18 protein-coding genes are annotated in these 21469 nt (G+C 57.4%); 10 read left to right on the top strand and 8 right to left on the bottom strand.

Annotation, left to right across the window (positions count from 1 at the left end; translation table 11 throughout):
- Nucleotides 1-36: 36 nt before the first annotated feature.
- Nucleotides 37-1224, bottom strand: a complete 1188-nt coding sequence (locus PGR23_RS10535) for an anaerobic sulfatase maturase (RefSeq protein WP_315709621.1) — start codon at nucleotides 1222-1224, stop codon at nucleotides 37-39.
- A gap of 426 nt (nucleotides 1225-1650) precedes the next feature.
- Here PGR23_RS10535 and PGR23_RS10530 point away from each other — a divergent pair, with 426 nt between their 5' ends.
- The 5 genes from PGR23_RS10530 to PGR23_RS10510 all read left to right on the top strand — a co-directional run bounded on the left by PGR23_RS10530 (nucleotide 1651) and on the right by PGR23_RS10510 (nucleotide 5539).
- Entirely contained in the window at nucleotides 1651-2334 is a 684-nt protein-coding gene (locus PGR23_RS10530) for a helix-turn-helix transcriptional regulator (RefSeq protein ID WP_045393597.1), read from the top strand.
- 117 nt (nucleotides 2335-2451) lie between these two features.
- Nucleotides 2452-3645, top strand: a complete 1194-nt coding sequence (locus PGR23_RS10525) for an MFS transporter (protein ID WP_396279854.1) — start codon at nucleotides 2452-2454, stop codon at nucleotides 3643-3645.
- The gene (locus tag PGR23_RS10520; RefSeq protein ID WP_396279853.1) at nucleotides 3642-4757 is read left to right on the top strand and encodes a class II histone deacetylase; all 1116 of its coding nucleotides are present in this window, start codon (nucleotides 3642-3644) and stop codon (nucleotides 4755-4757) included. Before PGR23_RS10525 ends, PGR23_RS10520 begins: the two co-directional genes overlap by 4 nt.
- A 116-nt stretch (nucleotides 4758-4873) precedes the next feature.
- On the top strand, nucleotides 4874-5176 hold the full coding sequence (locus PGR23_RS10515) for a type II toxin-antitoxin system HigB family toxin (RefSeq protein WP_045393363.1): 303 nt from the start codon (nucleotides 4874-4876) through the stop codon (nucleotides 5174-5176).
- Nucleotides 5177-5539, top strand: coding sequence for a helix-turn-helix domain-containing protein (locus tag PGR23_RS10510; protein WP_172408062.1), 363 nt, complete (start codon nucleotides 5177-5179; stop codon nucleotides 5537-5539).
- 18 nt (nucleotides 5540-5557) lie between these two features.
- On the opposite strand, the gene PGR23_RS10505 is transcribed toward PGR23_RS10510, so the two are convergent.
- The 4 genes from PGR23_RS10505 to PGR23_RS10490 all read right to left on the bottom strand — a co-directional run bounded on the left by PGR23_RS10505 (nucleotide 5558) and on the right by PGR23_RS10490 (nucleotide 9643).
- Nucleotides 5558-6112, bottom strand: coding sequence for a DUF3156 family protein (locus PGR23_RS10505; RefSeq protein ID WP_047049432.1), 555 nt, complete (start codon nucleotides 6110-6112; stop codon nucleotides 5558-5560).
- Nucleotides 6090-7589 carry an APC family permease gene (locus PGR23_RS10500; protein WP_047049430.1) on the bottom strand — a complete coding sequence of 500 codons (1500 nt, stop codon included), beginning with the start codon at nucleotides 7587-7589 and terminating at the stop codon, nucleotides 6090-6092. The genes PGR23_RS10505 and PGR23_RS10500 overlap by 23 nt, the downstream gene beginning before the upstream one ends.
- A 373-nt stretch (nucleotides 7590-7962) precedes the next feature.
- The gene (locus PGR23_RS10495) at nucleotides 7963-8328 is read right to left on the bottom strand and encodes a cupin domain-containing protein (RefSeq protein WP_025714914.1); all 366 of its coding nucleotides are present in this window, start codon (nucleotides 8326-8328) and stop codon (nucleotides 7963-7965) included.
- A 13-nt stretch (nucleotides 8329-8341) separates the two neighbouring features.
- Nucleotides 8342-9643 (bottom strand): NAD(P)/FAD-dependent oxidoreductase, encoded by a 1302-nt coding sequence (locus PGR23_RS10490; protein ID WP_015367823.1) that lies wholly within the window; start codon nucleotides 9641-9643, stop codon nucleotides 8342-8344.
- A gap of 158 nt (nucleotides 9644-9801) precedes the next feature.
- Here PGR23_RS10490 and PGR23_RS10485 point away from each other — a divergent pair, with 158 nt between their 5' ends.
- From PGR23_RS10485 to pheP, 5 genes are all read left to right on the top strand, one after another.
- Entirely contained in the window at nucleotides 9802-11286 is a 1485-nt protein-coding gene (locus PGR23_RS10485) for an aldehyde dehydrogenase family protein (protein WP_396279852.1), read from the top strand.
- Nucleotides 11287-11608: 322 nt separating this feature from the next.
- Nucleotides 11609-12913 carry an NAD(P)/FAD-dependent oxidoreductase gene (locus PGR23_RS10480; protein WP_396279851.1) on the top strand — a complete coding sequence of 435 codons (1305 nt, stop codon included), beginning with the start codon at nucleotides 11609-11611 and terminating at the stop codon, nucleotides 12911-12913.
- Nucleotides 12914-13281: 368 nt separating this feature from the next.
- Nucleotides 13282-14364, top strand: coding sequence for a YncE family protein (locus tag PGR23_RS10475; RefSeq protein ID WP_396279850.1), 1083 nt, complete (start codon nucleotides 13282-13284; stop codon nucleotides 14362-14364).
- 59 nt (nucleotides 14365-14423) lie between these two features.
- Nucleotides 14424-16622, top strand: coding sequence for a TonB-dependent receptor (locus tag PGR23_RS10470; RefSeq protein ID WP_063414682.1), 2199 nt, complete (start codon nucleotides 14424-14426; stop codon nucleotides 16620-16622).
- 106 nt (nucleotides 16623-16728) lie between these two features.
- A complete protein-coding gene (gene pheP / locus PGR23_RS10465; protein ID WP_015367815.1) occupies nucleotides 16729-18105 on the top strand; it encodes a phenylalanine transporter in 1377 nt (458 codons plus the stop codon).
- Between the two features lie 36 nt (nucleotides 18106-18141).
- Here the strand turns inward: pheP and PGR23_RS10460 are convergent, their stop codons facing one another.
- The 3 genes from PGR23_RS10460 to PGR23_RS10450 form a co-directional block, all read right to left on the bottom strand.
- Entirely contained in the window at nucleotides 18142-18558 is a 417-nt protein-coding gene (locus PGR23_RS10460) for an Exc2 family lipoprotein (RefSeq protein WP_045381305.1), read from the bottom strand.
- A gap of 131 nt (nucleotides 18559-18689) precedes the next feature.
- Entirely contained in the window at nucleotides 18690-19934 is a 1245-nt protein-coding gene (locus PGR23_RS10455; RefSeq protein WP_047049418.1) for a mechanosensitive ion channel family protein, read from the bottom strand.
- 77 nt (nucleotides 19935-20011) lie between these two features.
- The gene (locus PGR23_RS10450) at nucleotides 20012-21439 is read right to left on the bottom strand and encodes an MFS transporter (protein ID WP_396279849.1); all 1428 of its coding nucleotides are present in this window, start codon (nucleotides 21437-21439) and stop codon (nucleotides 20012-20014) included.
- Between the last annotated feature and the right edge of the window lie 30 nt (nucleotides 21440-21469).

Here is a 21469-nt window from a genome sequence, read left to right as displayed (position 1 = left end):
TCCTGTTCATAGTGGGACAACCATCAGGGCAAAGGGCTACGCGGGATGCGCGGCCCCAACAAACGCGGCCCGCCAGGCTTTCAGGCCGTTAAGGTCGCGGGAAAAGGGACGTAATGGCGCGAGGATTTCGCTAAAGAAACGGTAATAACCGCCGCATAGACGATTGTTGCCAGCGGCGTTGAGATGCGCGGGGCAGCCGCCCTGGCAGACCATTTTTACGGAGCAAGTCTGACATTCGCGGCGCAGGCTTTTTTGCTGGCCGAAAGGGAGCTGAACGGATGCGTCGACCGCGGCGGCGAGCGTCTGCTCGTCAAGGCGGCCCAGACGGTGTTCGGCGTTGATCAGATGATCGCAGGCGTAAAGCTGGCCGTCAGACTCCATCACCAGATTGCTGCCGCAGCGGGCGCTATGCACGCAGCTGCCGCTGGTATGGGTAAAATATTGCGCCCACGCCTGTTCGATATTGATGACGAATACCCGCCCCATATCGCAGCGCTTTTGCCACTGTCGCCAGATACCGACCATAAAACGCCCCCAGTTATCGGCGCTGAGCTGATAACCCTCACGCAGCGCGGCGCCTTCGCTCATTAGCGGCTGGAACTGCAGATAGCGCGCGCCAAGCGTGACCACCCGGTCATAAATCGCCGCCGCGTGGGCGGCCATCTCGTTATGCACCACCACCAGCAGATTAAACTCCACCTGATGCTGGTGGAGCAGGGCGATACCGCGTAGCGCCGCCGGCCAGGAAGCCTGCCCGCGTTTATCCGGTCGATGGTGGTTTTGCAGCGCTTCGCTACCTTCGAGGCTGACGCCGATAATAAAGCGATGTTCGCGAAACAGCCGGCACCAGGCGTCGTTGATAAGCGTCCCGTTGGTCTGCAGGCTATTGCTGATGGTTACGCCGTCAGGGGCGTAACGCTGCTGCAGGGCGAGCGCTTTTTTATAAAAACGTAGCCCGGCCAGTAGCGGCTCGCCGCCCTGCCAGACAAAGTTGATTTCCCGCGCGCTGGCGGGCTGGGCGGCAATATAGCGGTGGATAAACTGCTCCAGCCGCGCTTCGTCCATCTTCCTGACCGGCGTTTCATCCTGCGGGTAGTAGCAGTAGCGGCAGGCGAGGTTACAGGCGGGGCCAATTGGTTTCATCAGAATATGAAACGGCAGCGATGAGCGTGGTTCGACGGCCAGCGGAATTTGCTGCTGGCGTAAGGCGGCGATATTCAGCATCGGCTTATCCTCTATTAATTGCTGGCCTGGGGCGGCATATTTGGGCAATAGCAAGTCAGGCGTAATCCGTTGATTAAGCCGCGGCGTTAAATTATCGACATCCTTTTTAGGGTATAAATGAAAAAATGCAAAAAACTATCGTTCTTAAGGATGAGATCGGACCTGCCAATATAAGGGTTTTTAATCCTTGCCGGAAAATAACGCGTGATGTTAATAACTTTTGTTTATGTTTTAACGCCGCTACGTTAACAGATAGCAGGGTGATTTTTAAATGCTTTAAATAACAATGTATTGATGAAAAGTTTGTAATGGATATCACATTGTTAACATGTTAATGATTGTGTTACTTAAATGTGAAATGTATGCTTCATCTTACTCTGGTAATCCGCGTGTTACGCACCACCACCTTGACGGGGGGGAAATATCATGTCTGCTTTATTAAAAGCCAGTCGTAATGATGCGATAATAGCCCGTTGTTTACAGACTATTTCACAGTTAATTCCACTGTCTTCAGCGGTTTTTTATCGAGTAAATAATCGTTTAAAACCTGAAAACTATATATTGCATAATATTTCGGATAATACACACCAACAATATCTGGAAAGCTTCCAGCCGTTGGATCCGCACCTGCCGGCGCACTTTAGTCACCAGAGTACGACCATGGCAGCGATGACGCCGCGACTCTGTGACCGCAACCGCCACTACTATCATGAATTTATGTTGCCGAATAACGTACGCGACATGACCGAAATCTTTATTCGCCGCGAACGGCGGATCGTTGCCGGTATCTCGCTGATGCGCGACGTGCCTTTTTCCAGCGAGGAACGCCTCCGGGCCCAGGCGGTACTGCCGCTGGTGGAGCTGGCTATTCGCGATTTCCTGCAGGAAGAGGATCAACTCCCTGCCATCCTGACGGCCAAAGAGCGCGAAATCGTCGGCATGGTGCGTGAAGGCGCCAGCAACAAGCTGATTGCCCGCCAGCTGGATATCTCGCTCTCGACGGTGAAAACCCATCTGCGCAATATTTTCGCCAAGACTGAAGTCGTCAACCGGACTGAACTCGTTTCCCGAACCTGGATGCCTGCCGCTCAGCGTACGCTGCATCTGTAATCTGACTATCGCATCCCGCGCGCGCCGTGGCAGCACGGCGTTTTCCTGATGCCTGTGGGTATCACTCCCTGGATAACCGTCCGGGGGGAGGCTTTTTTGACTGGAGCACGCCCTACGATGTCGAGTACACCTCTTTCTGAAAATAGCCTTTCCCGGCCTGGCGGGCTGGTGGTGTCGCTGCGTTTGCTGGCGGCGATTGTTATTTTCGCCGCCATTGCGCCGGGGATATTAATGACCGCGCCGGCGGTGGCGGCGCAGCTGGCCAGCGAATGGCACCTTAAACCCGGACAGATCGGCTGGCTATTTTCGGCGGAGCTCGGCGCGATGAGCCTGGCGACGCTCCCGGCGTGGTGGTGGATGAACCGCCTCGACTGGCGGCGGGTGGCACTCGTCGCCTGCGCGGTATTTCTGCTCGCTAACCTTGCTTCGGCGGTAGTCACCCAGTATGCGTCGCTGCTGGCGGTACGCTTTATTGCTTCCCTGGCGGGCGGCACGCTAATGATTTTGTGCATCAGCTGCGCGGCGGGAACGCCGAATCCATCGCGGGTGTACGCATTTTGGGTACTGGGGCAGCTGCTGTTAGGTATGCTTGGCCTGCTGGTGTTGCCCGGCCTGTTCGTGACCTTTGGCCTGAAGGTCGTTTATCTGCTCCTCGCCGCCATCATGCTCTGCTGTTTGCCGCTGGTTTCCGCCTTCCCGTCGCGTTTTCAAGCGCAATCGGCTTCCCATCGCCAGCCACCTGCAGCGTCGTGGCGTAAGGCGCTGGCGGTGCTCGCGGTTCTCACCTTCTATATCAGCCTCAGCGCGGTATGGACCTTTATCGGCACCATCGGCAGCGGGGCGGGGTTGAGTCCGACAGAGGTCGGTCTGGTGCTGGCGGCGGCGACGGTGTTCGGCATTATCGGCGCCGGCGGCGCGGCTCTACGCGGTACCCAACGTCCGGACCGGCTGGCGGTGTGGCTGGGATACGCGCTGCTGATCGCCAGCGTGCTGTTACTGACGGGCCATCCGCTGCTGGTGCGTTACGCCATCGCGGCGCTGCTGTTTAAGTTCACCTGGACTTTCGTGCTGCCTTTTATCCTCGCTCGCGTGGCCGCGCTCGATAACAGCGGCCGGTTGATGAACAGCATCAATCTGGTGATCGGCGGCGGAATGGCAGCCGGCCCGCCGCTCGCGGGGGCCTTACTGCAACATTTCGCCAGCGCCAATCCGCTGCTGGCGGCGGCAGGCGCCTGCGCGCTGCTGTCTCTGATTTTGATTGCGGCGGCGTCGTCCGCCGGAAAAGGTTTAGCCAACGGGAGGATAGAGTGAAAAGAAAAACCGGTTTCTTCTTTGATGAACGTTGTTTCTGGCACAGTACCGGCCTGCACGCGGTAACGCTGCCGGTCGGTGGCTGGGTACAGCCGCCCGCCGGCGGCGGCCATGCCGAGTCGCCGGAGACCAAACGGCGGATGAAAAACCTGATGGACGTCTCCGGGCTGACGCCGCAGCTGGAACTACGCAGCGCGGCGGCGGCGAGCCTTGAGGACCTGCGGCGGATCCATCCTGATAGCTATCTTGAGCGTTTTAAGGCAATCAGCGATAACGGCGGCGGCATGCTCGGCAAAGAGGCGCCGCTGGGGCCGGGGAGTTATGAAATCGCCTGCCTTTCCGCCGGACTGGCCTGTGCCGCCGTGGAAGCGGTGCTTAAGGGGGAACTGGATAACGCCTATTCGCTGTCGCGGCCGCCCGGACACCACTGCCTGCCGGACCAGTCGATGGGGTTTTGTTTCCTCGCCAATATTCCCATTGCCGTTGAACGGGCGAAAGCGTTGCTGGGGCTCGGCAAGGTGGCGATTATTGACTGGGACGTTCACCACGGTAACGGTACGCAGCATATCTATCTGCAGCGCGATGACGTGCTGACTATCTCATTGCATCAGGACGGCTGCTTCCCGCCGGGCTACTCCGGCGAGGACGATCGCGGCGTTGGCGCGGGCGAAGGTTACAACATCAATATTCCGCTGCTGGCCGGGGCGGGCGACGACAGCTGGCGCTATGCGCTGGAAACTATCGTCATTCCCGCGCTGGCGCGTTTTGAGCCGGAACTGATTATTATCGCCTGCGGCTATGATGCCAACGCGATGGATCCATTAGCGCGGATGCAGCTACATAGCGACAGCTTCCGGGCGATGACCGAACAGGTCCAGCAGGCGGCGGATCGCCTGTGCGGCGGGAAACTGGTGATGGTGCATGAAGGCGGCTACGCCGAGTCCTACGTGCCGTTCTGCGGCCTGGCGGTGATGGAAACGCTGAGCGGCGTGTGCACCGAGGTTCAGGATCCGCTGCTGGAATTTATTCAGCAGCAGCAGCCGCGCGCCGCATTCGCGCAGTTCCAGCGCCAGGCCATCGATCGGCTGGCGCAGCAGTTCGGTCTGCTATAAAACGCCTCAGCTTCCCCGCTGTGATGGCGGGGAAGGGCAAGACGCAATGTGACTCAAAAGTCCCGTTTTGGGACTTTTTTCTTTACCTAGTCCCGAATTGGGACTAATATCCGTCCATGAAGATAATCTCAGTGAAAGTACTCAGGGATTTCTGGGCGGAGAATCCCGACGCGGAACAACCGCTAAAGGCTTGGGTGGACGAGGCAATAAAGGCTGACTGGAAAACCCCGGCGGAGATTAAGGACCAATACCGCAGCGCAAGCATATTGAAAAATAAGCGGGTGGTATTCAACATAAAGGGAAATGATTATCGGTTAATTGTAGCTGTTGCTTATCTGCGGGGATGGATGTTCGTTAAGTTTATCGGAACGCATAAGGAATATGACGTGATAAACGCTGAGACGATAGAGAGGAAGTAAATGATGAATGTTAAGCCTATCCGCACTGAACAAGATTACGAAGCCGCGTTAAGCGCGGTTGAACCTTTTTTTGATAATGAACCAGCGCCTGATACGCCAGAGGGCGATTTTTTTGAGGTGATGTGCTTGCTCATTGAAGAGTATGAGAAAAGGCACTATCCCATCGAGCCGCCCACCCCCATTGAAGCCATAAAATTTCGCATGGAGCAGCAGGGGCTTACCGTAAAAGATCTGGAACCAGCGATTGGTAAATCTAATCGCGTTTATGAAATTCTCAATGGCACGCGTAACCTGACGCTCCCGATGATTCGCCGGCTTCATGCACAGTTCGGCATTCCTCTGGAGAGTCTGATCGGCGCGTGATGTCATGGCAATATGGTCTTAATCATTGGTTTTCTCAGCCATCCACTGACTTACCGCCTGATTAATCATCGCCAGCACGCTGAGCAGCAGCATCCGCTGCTGCGCTTCGAGCTTCAGATAACGGCGCAGCGGCGGCATTTTACAGACCACTTCGCTGGCGGCCCAGGGTTCAATGCAACAGCGCCAGCCGCTATCGTCAAAGGTCAACGAAAAGCGGCGGTAGTCCAGCTCGCTTAAGGTGTGCTGGAGATTAGGAAAACCGTTGAGATAGCCGGCGAGCTCCGCGCTCTCTTTACTACCGATAAAGCGGATGGGCTGACGTTTCAGCCAGCCGGATTGGTGGGCGCGGATCTTGCCGCGAGCGGGCCGGGTAACCGGCCCCTCGACGACAAACTCGCAGCTGTGAATGCTGGCCATAAATAGCCGCTTCTGGCGCACGCTGAAGATGACGGCGGTGGCGTCGTTCAACCGCAACATCGCGCTGCGTTCGCTGAGTTTTTCGCTCGGCCAGCCCGCTAAGTCGCGCTGCACCGCGTTCATTAATGGCGTTTCAAACCAGGGGACGGAGGGCATCAGGCGTCATCTCCCCGCGGGTCTGTTTCTCATAATTGCCGATAGCGCGCTCGACCACCTCTTCCACCTCCAGCGGCTTGAACGGATTAACGCGCTGTACGCATAGCGTCCAGAACAGAGCATAGGCGGCGGTCAGGCCGAGCATAATCCCGAACGGCACCAGCACCTCGCGGCTGTCCATCCCCGGTGGGGTAATATTCACAATCGCGATGATAATCCCGACGCTGGAGATAATCTGCGGTAGCGGGAACCACGGCGAGCGGTAGGCGCGCGGCAGGTCAGGGCGGCGAATGCGCAGCATCACCACCGACAGCGTGACCAGCAGATAGGCCACGCCCCAGGCGCATACCGCGGCGAGGATCAGCGGTACGATACGGTCCAGATCGCCGTTCAGGTACCAGGCGTGCAGGCAGGGGATGGCCACGCCGATGGCAATTGCGATCACCGGCGTTTTGAAGCGTGGATGCAGCCAGGTAAGAAAACGCGGCAGCGCGCCGTCCAGCGCCATACCGTAAATAATACGCGGCACCGCGGCCATCAAGGTATTAATCGTGGCGCAGCCCGCCAGCAGCAGGCCGACCCCGAGCCAGTACTGGCCGGCGTGGCCCATCACCCGCTCGGCGAAGGCCGGGATCGCCATCGGCGTGTCCAGCAAATGGACGTTATTCGCCGCATCGATCACCACGTTTTCCACCTGGCGGTTAATCGCCGCGCCGTAGATAAACATGCAGCTGGCGACCCCCAGCAGACCCAACGCCATCGCCCGCGGAATGGTGCGGTGGGCTTTTTTGATTTCCGGCGCCATCGGCGTCACCAGTTCGCAGCCGACGAACATAAACATCGCCATGCCGATATAGCCGAACAGGCCGGAGATATCGCTAACGTTCAGCGGCGTGCCGAACCAGCCGGAAAGGTGAGTCACCGGCGCCATAAAAATGCCGCACAGGCCGAAAATGGTCAGCGTCGTCCACATGCCGAAAGTGAGCACCACTTCGACCTTGCCGAAAATTTCCACGCCAATGGCGTTGAGCAGGCCGAAAATGACCACCATACCGACACCCACCATCCAGGTGTTTTGATGGGCGGCCATCTGCGCGTTGACCGATTCGAAGTTCACCAGCGCCATAATGCCGGCGAGAATGGTCTCCGCGGTTCCGGCGAAGATATGGACGATAAGATAGGCGCACAGCGCGCCGGTAATGGCGAAGAAGCGGCCCATACCGCAGGAGATATAGTCGTACACCGAGCCGGTGGTAGGGATTAACGTCGCGGCTTCGGCGAAGGTAGTGACCTGCGCCTGCATCATAATAAAAGCCAGCAGTACCGCCAGCGCGAAGGTGTCGCCGCCCATGCCGAATCCGCTGGTGACCGTCAGGATCACCGGGCTTGCCATAATCAGCCCAACCGAGCTGGCGAGGGTCGTCGGAAAGCCGACGACGCCGCGTTCAAGATGGCTGGCGAGTCTGTTACTAAACATAGTCAACCTCTGCACAATGTAGGGGAGGGCAGGGAATAGCCAGCGCCACTCCCGGATAGTCATAATTTAGGCGGTCATCCTGCTCAACGAATATCGTCCGGAAGGTGGAGAGCAACGGGTGAATCTGTGACGTAGTCCATGAATGTGGGGGTTGATAAACAAGATGGCCCCGGAAAGCGGGGCCATCTGTCTTGCCACGTTGCGCGTATTTCTGCCGGGTGGCGGCTAGCGCCTTACCCGGCCTACGGTCCGTGCGGCCTGCCTTTAATTTGGCCTCAAAACCCCGGTGGCGCTGACGCTTATCGGGGCGACAGCGCTGTGCGATTTGGTAGCCCGGAGAAGGCGCAATACGCCGCCGGGCATTATCAGCGTGTTAGCGCGTCTCGACGTTCGCCAGATAGTGTTTGACGAAACGCGGGGTGAGGATTTTCCACTCCACTTCGGTGCCCTGTTTGACAAACCAGCTGTCCCCCGGCGCGAAGCGCTGCGGCTCGCCGCCGGCGACGGTCAGTTCAACTTCGCCCTCCAGCACGGTGGCGTGTTCGGTAAACGGATAGGTCATGGTGAAGCTCCCTTCGGTGGACGAAAACAGTCCGCAGGTAAAGGCGTCCTGCGGCTCGCCGTATATCATCGCGCCCGCTACCTGCGGGTCGCCGGCGGTCGGCGTCGCGCCGAGCAGGCTGACGCTGCCGATCGGCTGTAGTTCAGGTACCGGGTGTTTGAGTTTAAAAGCGTGCATAGCGTTCTCCTGATTAACTCCGGCCTTTCCAGAAACCGGCGGTTTGATGCATCAGTTTTCCGGCGGTGACTAATAACAGACGCAGGCTGTCACGGCCGTGGATGGTCGCGTGGGGAATGCTGCTTAGCAGACGATAGCGGTCGGAACCGCCATTGATCCCTTCGGCGAGGATTTTGCACACGATGTGCGACGGGGTGACGCCGAAGCCGGAGTACCCCTGGACGTAAAAGACGTTGTTATGGTCGCGTAAGGTGCCAATCTGCGGGAACAGGTTGGCGCTACAGGCCATCGGCCCGCCCCAGGCGAAATCGATCTTCACATCTTTCAAGTATGGGAAGACCTCCGCCAGCAGCGTACGGTTCCAGGCGGCGAAATCGTTCGGCGTATACTCCACGAAGCGGGTAGCGCTGCCGAACAGCAGGCGGTTTTCGCGGGTGACGCGGTAGTAGTTAATTACCGGGCGAATATCGCTGAAGGCGCCGCGCAGCGGGCTGATGCGCTCGATCAGTTCATCGGAGAGCGGCTCGGTCGACACCTGATAGGAGTAGGTGACCAGCGTTTTGTTGTAGATCTCCGGCTCCATATTGTTGAGGAAGCTGTCGCAGGCCCACAGTAGTTTGGCGGCTTTAACGCTGCCCATCGCGGTGCGCACCCGTACCTGTTTGCCGTAATTCACCTCCACCACCGGCGAGGATTCGAAAATCTTCACCCCCAGCGAATGCGCGGCCTGCGCCGAACCAAGCAGCATATTGAGTGAATGGATCTGCCCGCCGCCCATATGTTTCAGCGCGCCGCAGTAGACCTCGGAACCGACCACCTGCTGCACCTCTTTCCCGGTATACAGTTCGATTTCTTCATCGGGGGTGGCGGCTTTAAACTCCTTCTCCCACTGGCGTAGCGTTTTAAGCTGCCGCTGGTTATAGGCCAGGTAGCCGTAACCGGGGACGAAATCGGCGTCGATATTATATTTGCGGATGCGTTCGCGAATGATACCCGCGCCGAGGTTGGCGATTTTAAATAGCGTCTCCAGCCCCTCTTTGCCGACGTGTTTTTTCACCGCTTCGATATCGTGGCCGATTCCAGCCATCACCTGGCCGCCGTTGCGCCCGGTGCCGCCATAGCCAAGATGGCGCGCTTCCAGCACCACCACGTTGGTGATCCCCTGTTCCGCGAGTTCGAGCGCGGTGTTAATGCCGGAAAAGCCGCCGCCGATAATTACCACATCGGCTTCGATATCTTCCCGCAGCGCCGGAAAATGGAGCTGGTATTTCTTCGTCGCGCCGTAGTAGTTCAGCGCATCGATTTTAATATTCATCGCGTTACCCTGTCGTCTTGCCTGGCTCAATGTCCTCATCACAGCACGCCGCGCGGGCGCTGAATATCGTCCGGAAGAATGACGTTCTTTAGAACGATGGGCGGTGCGGCGCAACCGTGCTGTGATGGGCTAACTTTGCTAAAAAACGGGTGCTGACGATGAGCGAGATAACCTTACTGGCGGAAGTGACCGCCTTTTTACGCCAGCCGCACGGGCAGTTTATTGCCGGTCATCGGGAGGCGGGCCACGGCGCGCCGTTCGCGGTGATAAACCCAGCGACCGGACAGGCGATTGCCGAGGTCACGGCGGCGGATGTCGGCCAGGCGGACCGCGCGATGGAGAGCGCCCGCCTGGCGTTTAATCAGTGGCGCGAGATACCGACGCTGGCGCGCGGCGCGTTACTGCTGAAACTGGCGGACACGCTGGCAGAGCATCGCGAAGAGCTGGCGCAGCTGGAAAGCCTCTGCTCCGGTAAGACCATCACCCTGGCGCGGATGCTGGAACTGGATCAATCGGTAGCGTTTTTGCGCTACTTCGCCGGCTGGGCGGGAAAAATCACCGGGGAAACCCTGGATGTGTCGCTGCCGTCGATGGCCGGGGAGAAATATACCGCCTTTACCCGCCGCCAGCCGTTGGGCGTGGTGGTCGGCATCGTACCGTGGAACTTCTCGATTATGATTGCCATCTGGAAGATGGCGGCGGCGCTGGTCTGCGGCTGCACTATCGTCCTCAAGCCGAGCGAGTATACGCCGCTGACGCTGCTGCGGGTGGCGGAACTGGCGAAAGCGGCGGGTATCCCGGATGGCGTCATTAACGTGGTCAACGGCGCCGGAGGCGAAATCGCCCAACGGCTCATCACGCATCCGGCCTGCGCCAAAGTGAGCTTCACCGGCTCGGTGGCGACCGGGGAAAAAGTCCAGCAGTCGGCCAGCGGGTCAGGTAAACGGGTTACGCTGGAGCTGGGCGGTAAAAACGCCGCGCTGTTCCTCGATGATCTGACGCCGGAGGCCATAGTGAACGGCATTATCGAAGCCGGTTACCTCAACCAGGGGCAGATTTGCGCTGCCGCTGAGCGCTTTTATCTGCCGCAGGGCAAGCTGGATGCGGTACTGGCGCTGCTGAAAGACAAGCTCAGCGCTTTCGCGCCGGGGTCGCCGCTGGATGAACAAACGCTGATGGGGCCGCTGGCCAACCGCCAGCAGTATGACAAAGTCTTGCGGCTCATTCAGACCGCGCGCGATGAGGGCGATACCATCGTTTGCGGCGGCGAAGCGCTGCCCGGCGAGGGCTATTTCCTGCAGCCGACGGCGGTTAAAGTGCGCAGCGAAGAGAGCACCCTGATGCGCGAAGAGACCTTCGGCCCGGTATGCAGCTTTATTGGCTATCGCAGCGAAGAAGAGGCGCTGGCGCGAATTAATGCTTCGCCGTATGGGCTGGCGGCCAGCGTCTGGTCGGATAATATCCGCCAGGCGCTGCGCTACTCGCAGGCCATTGATGCCGGGATCGTGTGGGTCAACATGCATACCTTCCTCGACCCGGCGGTACCGTTCGGCGGCATGAAAGGATCGGGTATTGGCCGTGAGTTTGGTAGCGCGTTTATTGATGATTATACTGAACTTAAATCGGTGATGATGCGTTATTAAACCGCGGTAATACGTTGCTGCCGCTAATCACCCTCATTAAATATAAGACTTAATAGTTATTATTATCTAATCCTTACCCTGGCCGCTAAATAATAATTTAGTGGCCTTTTTATTTACCTCGAATATGCGTGCAAGGAAATTGCCTGAAAACTTGTACAATAATATCCCGATTAAAAATTGCCGCCAATTAAATTTGCGATTACCAATATGCATCCCGTAATCATCTAATGGAAGACTGGCATTTTATTGTTTGAATTATTGTTAACTAAAAATTATCTGAGAGTTTTTAATTAACATTTAATTAATTATTTTGGAGTTCACCTTGACTACGCCATTAAAAGAGATCGTTATTGTCGGCGGCGGCGCCGGCGGGCTGGAGCTAGCGACCCAACTGGGACGTAAATTAGGGCGTCGGCGGAAAGCGAATATTACCCTTGTCGACCGCAGCCAGAGTCATCTGTGGAAACCGCTATTGCATGAAGTCGCCACCGGTTCGCTGGATGAAGGCGTGGATGCGTTGAGTTTCCTCGCCCATGCCAGCAAACACCACTTTTCCTTCCAGCACGGTTCGGTAATGGATATCGATCGGCAGGATAAGACTATTACTATCGCCGCGCTGCGGGATGAGCAGGGAGAAATGCTGGTGCCGGAACGCAAGTTGCGCTGGGATACGCTGGTGATGGCGCTGGGCAGTACGTCGAACGATTTTAATACGCCCGGGGTAAAAGAACACTGTATTTTCCTCGACAGCGCTGAGCAGGCAAAAGTATTTCATCAGCAAATGCTGAACCAATTTCTGCGCTATTCCGCCGACCCGCAGACCACCGGTAAGGTCAATATTGCCATTGTTGGCGGTGGCGCTACCGGCGTTGAATTATCTGCCGAATTACATAATGCGGTAAAAGAACTGCGCAGCTACGGTTATAAAGAACTGACCAACGAAGCGTTAAATGTCAGCCTGATAGAGGCCGGCGACGGTATTTTGCCCGCGCTGCCAAAAAGGATTTCCCGCGCCGCGCACGAAAAGCTGCGTAAACTTGGCGTGAATGTGATGACCAATACCACGATCACCGGCGTTGAGGAGCGTGGATTGCATACTAAAGATGGCCAGTTTATCGAGGCGAGTTTAATTGTCTGGGCGGCGGGGATCAAAGCGCCGGACTTCATGAAGGATATTGCCGGGCTGGAGACCAACCGTATCAATCAGCTGGTGGTGACCCCGACGCTGCAAACCACGCGCGACGCTGATATTTTTGCTTTCGGCGACTGCGCGGCGTGCCCGCGTCCGGAAGGCGGATTCATCCCGCCGCGCGGCCAGGCGGCGCATCAAATGGCGCTCTTCACCGCCGACAATATTATCGCCCGCATGAAGGGGCATAAGCTGAAATCGTTCTCCTATCGCGATCGTGGTTCGCTGGTTTCGCTCTCCGGCTACACAACCTTCGGCAGCATTATGGGGCATCTACCGATCGGCCCGCTGATGGTCGAAGGCCGTATTGCGCGCATGGTTTACGATTCGCTGTATCGGATGCATCAGGTGACGCTGCACGGTTATTTCAAAACCGGCCTGATGATGCTGTCCGGCGGGATTAACCGTATTATTCGCCCGCGCCTGAAATTGCATTAAACGTGCTAAGCCGCCCTTCGCCAGAAGCGTGCGGCTTAGCCTCCTGCCGCCCGGATAAGGCGTAATGCGCCGCTATCCGGGTATGTATCGATCCCGCAGTTCTTTTCTCCCCCTATCAATCCGCCATCCCACGTTAAAAAATCAGCAGATAATCTTTTTTGCCCGCCGGGGCTTGTTTGACATTCGATAATGAGTATAGTTCTCATTCTCTTTTTTGTTCGCAGACTAAGCAGGGATCGATCTGCGCCAGTGAGTCGTTCACAAGGAACAGCGAAGGCGTAGGGTGACGCAAAGACAGCAGGCCGGAAACACACAATATCGGCCGCTGCGCGACCACCGGGTCATTGATTTTTTATAGGGTTGTTCCAATGAAATACACTCTTCCGGCGTTGGCGCTGGCCATCAGCGCGACGTTAGGCGGCTGCGCGACCCACCATTCCGCTGCCGTTGCTCAACCGGTTGTTAACTCTCCTGCGGCTAACGTGGCGCAACCGCTGCAGCGCCAGCTAGCGGAAGGGTTGTACGAGATGGCGCTAAGCCCGCAGGGCGATGCGCTGTACGTCGCCAGCGCCGAGGGCTTTAAAGATGTGCAGGGCGGAGCGGTTTACAAGCTGGATCCGCAAACCCTTAATACCATCGGCCTGACGCATACCGATCTGAAAAACTTCGCTTTACAGCTCTCTGCGGATGGTAAAACGCTATACGTCAGCAATTCGCTCGACGGCGGCATCAGCGCTATTGACACCGCCACCGGCAAGGTAAAAAACCGCCTGCTGTTCAGCGAGCGCAATGAAAAAGGGCTCCCCTATGGGGCGCGTCAGCTGCTGCTGTTAAATAATACCCTCTACGTTGGCGCGGTCGCCGACCCGGCGCAAATCTGGGTGGTTGACGCCACTACCCTGAAGCTGAAAACGCGGATTAAAAACACCGGTAAATGGATGACCGGCCTGCACTATTCTGCACAAACCGGGCGCGTATACGCCGCCAACGGCAGCGGTGAAATTCTGGTGATCAACCCGCACAACCAACGCATTGAACAGCGCTGGAAGCCGCTGGGCGACAAGCCGGCGCTGCTGCTTAATATGGCCGAAGATAGCGAAACCGGTCGTCTGTTCGTGACCGATAACTCGAAAGCGAAAACCACCCTGGTGTTGGATATCCACAGCGGCAAACTGCTTAAACAGCTCGATGTCGGCGATTCGCTGGCGGTGCAGTTCAATGGGAAACGCCACGAGATTTATATTTCACAGCGTGAATCCGGCAAGGTTATCAGCCTTGACGCCAGCCACTACACGCTGAAGAAAAGCTGGGCGCTGCCGGCCAATCCCAACAGCCTGCTGCTTTCCGCCGATGGTCAGACGCTGTTTGTCACCGTCAAACAGCCCTTCAATAAAGACCACTCCACTAAAGGCCCGGACAGCATCGTACGTATCGACCTGAACGCGCAATAAAAATAACTGGCCCGGCGACGGGCCCTTTGATCCATTTATCCTCATCCATGGGGCAAATTATGCACACCACGCACTATTCATCCTTCCCGCTGCGTAAAACGCTGCTGGCCTTAGCCATCAGCGCCGCCAGTCAAACGGCGATGGCCGCGGACGCTGCCGCCGCGAAGCAGCCTGGCGAAGAGACCATCATCGTCGAGGCTAACGAAAACAGCGATTTTAAATCCGGCGGCGACCTGGTAGTTCCGGCATTCCTCGACGGCCAGATCGCCCACGGCGGCCGTCTGGGAATGCTTGGCGAACAAAAAGCGATGGACGTCCCGTTTAACGTCATCGGCTATACCTCGAAGCTGATTCAGGACCAGCAGGCGAAAACTATCGCCGATGTCGTCAGCAACGACGCTGGCGTGCAGGCCGTACAGGGCTACGGCAACTTCGCCGAGACCTATCGAATCCGCGGGTTTAAGCTCGATGGCGATGACATGACCATGGGCGGACTGGCGGGCGTGGTGCCGCGTCAGGTGATGGATACCCAGATGCTGGAGCGCGTTGAAATTTTCAAAGGGGCTAACAGCCTGCTTAACGGCGCGGCCAGCAGCGGCGTCGGCGGGATGATTAACCTCGAGCCGAAGCGGGCGGAAGATCTGCCGACCGCACGCGTTGGCGTCGACTATACCTCTGATTCCCAGGTTGGCGGTACCCTCGACCTGGGGCGCCGTTTCGGCGATAACAACCAGTTCGGCGCCCGGGTCAACCTGGTGCATCGCGAGGGCGAAGGCGCTATCGATAACGATAAACGCCGTACCACGCTGGCTTCGCTGGGGCTTGATTACCGCGGCGATCGTTTCCGCTCCTCGCTCGATTTCGGCTATCAGAAGAAAACGTTCCACGGCGGTACGATGGGCGTCAATATCAGCGGCGTGGATTTCGTCCCGGCGCTGCCGGACAACAGCAAAAACTACAGCCAGAAGTGGGGCTATAGCGATATCGAAAGCGAGTTCGGCATGGCGAAGGCGGAATATGACCTGACCGATAGCTGGACGGTATACAGCGCCCTCGGCGGTCAGCATTCGCATGAAATCGGCACCTACAGCGCGCCGAAGCTGCTCAATAAAAACGGCGATGCGACGGTTGGCCGCCTTGATACTAACCGCATCATCGACGCGATTAGCGGCATGGGCGGGGTACGCGGCGATTTCAATACCGGCGCGATTTCGCATAAGGTGAATCTCGGCTATGCGGCGCAGGTGCATACCGATGCGACCGCCTGGCGGATGTCGGCGAAGAACCCGACCACCAATATCTATGACAACCGCGATGTGGCAATGCCGGATAACGCCTATTTTGGCGGCAACTACCACGATCCGCTGGTCACCTCGCGCAGCCGTACGCAGGGCTGGCTGCTGAGCGATACCCTCGGCTTCTTTAACGATAAGGTGCTGTTTACCGCGGCTGCTCGTCATCAGAAAGTGGTCGTGCGCAACTACAGCAACGCCACCGGGCTGGAAGATACCTCGTCGCGTTATACCCAAAGCCGCTGGATGCCGACGTTTGGCCTGGTGTACAAGCCGTGGGAGCAGCTGTCGCTGTATGCTAACCATACCGAAGCGCTGCAGCCGGGCTCTGTGGCGCCGACTACGGCGGCCAATGCCGGGCAGAGTACCGGGATCGCGCACTCGAAGCAGGACGAAGTGGGCGTCAAGATCGACTACGGTACGATCGGCGGATCGCTGGCGCTGTTTGAAATCAAAAAACCGAACGCCATTTCCGATACCGCTGGCAATTACGGCCTCGACGGCGAGCAGCGTAACCGCGGCGTAGAGATGAACGTCTTCGGCGAGCCGATGCTGGGGCTGCGTCTTAACGCCAGTACGGTGTGGCTGGATGCCAAACAGACTAAAACCGCTAAAGGCGCAACCGATGGTAAAGATGCCATTGGGGTGGCTAACTTCTACGCGGTGCTTGGCGCCGAGTATGATATCAAGCCGGTGGAAGGCCTGACCGCGACCGCGCGTGTCAATCATAGCGGCTCGCAGTATGCCGATGCGGCCAACACCAAGAAGCTGGATAGCTACACCACCCTGGATTTAGGCCTGCGCTATCGTATGCGCCTGAACGCCGACCAGAACGAAATGACCTGGCGCATCGGGGTGACCAACGTGACCAACGAGAAGTACTGGTCCGGCATTGACGATACCGGAACCTATCTGTTCGAAGGCGATCCGCGTACCGTTCGCGTCTCAATGAGCTACGACTTCTAACGCTAAAAAAGCGGGGCGGGCGGCTGATGCTTGCCCCGCGCAACTTGCGACAATCCCCCCTAAGTGATAAAAGGTGCCCCTTCACAAAAACACACAGGGGAACGACGTGAAAGACGCGTCAACGTCGTCGGATGCCGTGGAAGAGAGCGGCCCGACGCTTCATCGCGGTTTACAAAACCGACATATTCAACTTATCGCCCTTGGCGGCGCGATTGGTACCGGCCTGTTTCTCGGCATTGGTCCCGCGATTCAAATGGCTGGCCCGGCGGTATTACTGGGTTACGCCGTGGCCGGTATTGTCGCTTTTTTGATTATGCGCCAGCTTGGCGAGATGGTGGTGGAAGAGCCGGTATCCGGTTCCTTTGCCCACTTTGCCTATAAATACTGGGGCCCGTTCGCCGGCTTTCTCTCCGGCTGGAACTACTGGGTCATGTTCGTGCTGGTAGGGATGGCGGAACTGACCGCCGCCGGGATTTATATGCAGTACTGGCTCCCGGACGTGCCCACCTGGGTTTGGGCGGCGGCCTTCTTCATCATTATTAACGCCGTCAACCTGGTCAATGTACGCCTGTATGGCGAAGCAGAATTCTGGTTCGCGCTGATTAAAGTGCTGGCGATTATCGGCATGATCGCCTTTGGCCTGTGGATGCTGTTTGGCGGCCACGGCGGCAGCAAAGCCGGTTTTGATAACCTGTGGAAGCATGGCGGTTTCCTTGCCACCGGCTGGCATGGCCTGGTGCTGTCGCTGGCGGTGATTATGTTTTCTTTCGGCGGGCTGGAGCTTATCGGCATTACCGCCGCGGAAGCGCAAAATCCGGAAAAGAGCATTCCGAAAGCGGTTAACCAGGTGGTTTACCGTATCCTGCTGTTTTACATTGGCTCGCTGGTGGTGCTGCTGGCGCTCTATCCGTGGGTGGAGATTAAATCCGATAGCAGCCCGTTTGTGATGATTTTCCATAATCTTGACAGCAACGTGGTGGCTTCCGCGCTGAATTTCGTCATTCTGGTGGCATCGCTGTCGGTCTATAACAGCGGCGTCTATTCCAATAGCCGGATGCTGTTCGGCCTGTCGGTACAGGGCAATGCGCCGAAGTTTCTCGCCCGCGTCAGCAAACGCGGCGTGCCGGTGAATTCGCTGCTGCTGTCAGGCGTCATTACCTCGCTGGTGGTGGTGCTGAACTATCTGCTGCCGCATGAAGCGCTGGGGCTGCTGATGGCGCTGGTAGTGGCGACACTGCTGCTGAACTGGATAATGATCTGTATGGCGCATCTGAAGTTTCGCGCCGCGCAGCGTCGTAAAGGCCGCGAATCGAAGTTCAAAGCGTTACTGGCGCCAGCCAGCAACTACTTCTGCATCGCTTTTCTCGGTTTGATTCTGGTACTGATGTGCACCATTGACGGGATGCGTCTGTCGGCGATATTGCTGCCGGTGTGGATTATCTTCCTGTTTGCCGCCTTCAAACTGCTGCGCCGCCCGGCGTAAGGCTTATCGCCCCGCGGACTGGCGGGGCGACACAACTTATTTTATCCCGTGGAAGCCGTCCAGATAGGCGCCAGCCAGCTCATTACCAAACAGACGAGCATCCTTCGCTTCCATCGTTTCGCTCCACCGATCGCTCGCATTACCGTTGAAGGAGTGTTGTGACTTCACCCCTTCCAGCGCCTGTTGCTTAATGGCGTCGGCAACCCGCTGCGCATCGCTTTCACTCACCCCTTTTTTCCGATCTTCTTGCCCGCGGGCATAGATATCGCGGAAGTTAGGCAGGTTCATCTGATAATTTTGCTGACGGTTAACGGTGAAATTACCGCCGACGAAATCTGAACGGTGAGATACGAAACTATAAGCATGGCGTTCTGGCGAGGTCTTCGATGAGGTGCAACCGGAAAGGAGTGCTAAAGCGCAGCCAAGCGCGACAAACGTTGTGGTTAATTTCATTATGCAGAGCGTCCTTTGGCGATAATCCATATTGGTGAAAAGATCATCTGCTTAAACTGTGTCGACGGCTAGCCCTGAGAAATGATAGTGGAGTGAGAGTACGCTGGCGCGCAATGCGCGCCAGCCGGGAATCAGGACGACAGCGCGCCAGACAGCGAACGAATGTCGTTGCCGGTTGGCGTCTGGTGAATACGCAGGCCGAACTCGTCAACCACGGCAAAGATATGGTCGAAGATATCCGCCTGAATGCCTTCATACTCCGCCCACACCACGGTATTGGTAAAGCAGTAGATCTCAATCGGTAGGCCGTTAGCGTCCGGCGCTAGCTGGCGCACCATCATGGTCATATCCTTGCGTAGCCGCGGATGGTTACGCAGATACTCCTGCAGATAGGCGCGGAAGGTGCCGATATTGGTCATTTTGCGCAGGTTGAGCACCGATGGCGCATTGGCGTGCTGTTGGTTCCACTCGTTAATTTCCTGATGGCGCGAGTCCATATAGGGCTTTAGCAATTTGGCCTGAATCAGGCGCTGTTGCTCCTGCTCGTCAAGAAAATGGATGCTGGTGGTATCGATGTTCAGGCTGCGCTTAATGCGACGCCCGCCGGAGGCCGACATCCCGCTCCAGTTTTTAAACGAATCCGAGACCAGCGACCAGGTGGGGATTGTAGTGATGGTGTTATCCCAGTTGCGCACTTTTACCGTGGTCAGACCGATATCAATAACCGCGCCATCAGCGCCATATTTCGGCATCTCCAGCCAGTCGCCGAGTTTGAGCATGTCGTTGGCGGAAAGCTGGATCCCGGCCACCAGGCCAAGAATCGGGTCTTTAAATACTAACATCAGCACGGCGGCCATCGCGCCAAGGCCGCTAATCAGAATCGCCGGCGACTGGCCAATTAGCAGCGATATGATCAGAATGCCGATAATAATCGCCGTAACCAGCTTAATGCCCTGGAAGATGCCTTTTAGCGGCAGCTGCGAGGCGGTGGGGAATTTTTGCGCCAGATTGAAAATCACGTCCAGCAGCGAGAAGAAGGAAAGCATGGCGTAAACCATTACCCACAGCTGCGCGCAGGTGGATAAAATTTCCGCCGCTTCGCTGCCTTTCTGCAGCCAGAGCACGGCCTGAACGTTGACGATAATTCCCTGTAGGGTGAACGCCAGGCGGTGAAAGAGTTTATTTTGCGTGATGATTTGCAGCCATAAATGGCTGCTGGCCTGCGCCCGCTTTTCGAAGGTGCGCAGTACCACTTTGTGCAGAATGAGATGAACGACAATCGCCGTCAGAAAAATAATGCCAAAAGTAATGATGAGCGAGGTGGTAGGGGTGATTTTGATGCCTAATGCGGCGATTTGCGATATTAATTCCTGCATAACGTCTCCTGTACATCCAGCGGTTATGATGACCGCTGGATGACTATTATGCAAATCAGAGGTTACACAGTTGTGAATCAGGACGCCGTCGCTGCCGGCTGCAGGTTCAGGTGATGGCGCAGCCAGAGGGCTATAGCGCCCAGCAGCAGCATCATCGCCACCTCGACCAGCAGGAAGACGATCAGCGCCTGCGCATAGTCGCCACCGCCGCGCTGGGCCAGGGTCAAGAACAGCGAACCAAGAATGGCCGGCCCCAGGCCCAGCGTCGCCTGCTGCAGAGTACTGAGGATGGCGCTACCGGCACCGGCGTCGCAGGCGCGAATGTCCCGCATCCCGATACGATAGAAACTGTTGACGATTAACGCCTGACCATAGCCGATCAGCGCGGTGGAGGGCACCAGCGCCAGCGTCGTGGTCCGCAGGCCAAGTTGATAAAAGGTGGCGCTCAGCAGCAGCAGGCCGCTAATCTGCACCGCCAGGCCAATCAGCAAAATCCGCCCCATACTATAGCGAGCGATAAGCTTCGGCGCGTACAACGCGGAGATAAAATAGGCCACCCCGAGAGCAATAAAACTGTTGCCGGACTGCCACGGCGCCATCCCAAGCCCGGCCTGCATGGTCAGCGCCATACAAAACATAAAGCCGGACCAGGCGCTGAAGAACAGCAGCGCGATAGCCATCCCAAAGCGGATACTGGTGAGCTTTAACAGCCGCGGCGGTAGCAGCGGTTGCTCACCGCGCTGCTGTTTACGCAGCGCGCTCAGGCGCATCCAGCCGAGCAGGGGGAGTACGGCCAGCAAAAGCAGCTGTAGCTCCCATGGCCAGTGCAGTTCCGGCCCCAGCGCCATCGGGAACAGCAGGCAGCAGAGGATTAACGCCAGGCTGAAAGTTCCCTGCCAGTCGATGCTGGAATGGCTTTCGCGGCGGGTTTCCGGCACATAGCGGCGGCTAAAGGCCAACACCAGCAGGCAGATAGGCACGTTGATAAAGAAGGCGTTGCGCCAGCCGAGCCCGGCGATATCGGCGGAGACCAGCCAGCCGCCGCCCATCTGGCCGACGATAAACGCGATGCCGCCGATACCGCCGTAGAGGCTGATCGCCCTGGCGTGGGCGGTGCCTTTCAGGGTGACGTGCAGGGTGGCGAGGATCTGCGGCACGATCAGCGCCGCGCCGGCGCCTTGCAACGTTCGTGCGGCGAGTAGGGCGTTAATGGAGTTAGCCATTCCGCATAGCAGCGAGGCGATGCCGAATACCGCCACGCCCCAAAGAAACAGGCGGCGGCGTCCATAGTTATCGCCCAGTTTGCTGCCCATCGCCAGGCAGACGGCAAAGGCCACGCCGTACAGCGCGACGATAAGCTCCAATTGGGTGGCGCTGGCGTCGAGGGAGTGGGTGATCGAATCCAGCGCCACGTTGGTTATCGAGGTATCAATTAACGGCAGCATCTGGCCGGTCAGTAACAGCAGTAAGCCGGCGCGGCCGGGTGAAACAGCAGACGAATTCATCGGATCTCTCCATTGCGTCATTCAGCGGAT

The organism is Klebsiella sp. 141162, assembly GCF_050600755.1.
In the GTDB taxonomy this organism is placed as follows: Bacteria; Pseudomonadota; Gammaproteobacteria; order Enterobacterales; family Enterobacteriaceae; genus Klebsiella; species Klebsiella aerogenes.
The sequence above is the reverse complement of the archived record's forward strand: the minus strand, read 5'-3'. Positions and strand labels throughout refer to the sequence as shown.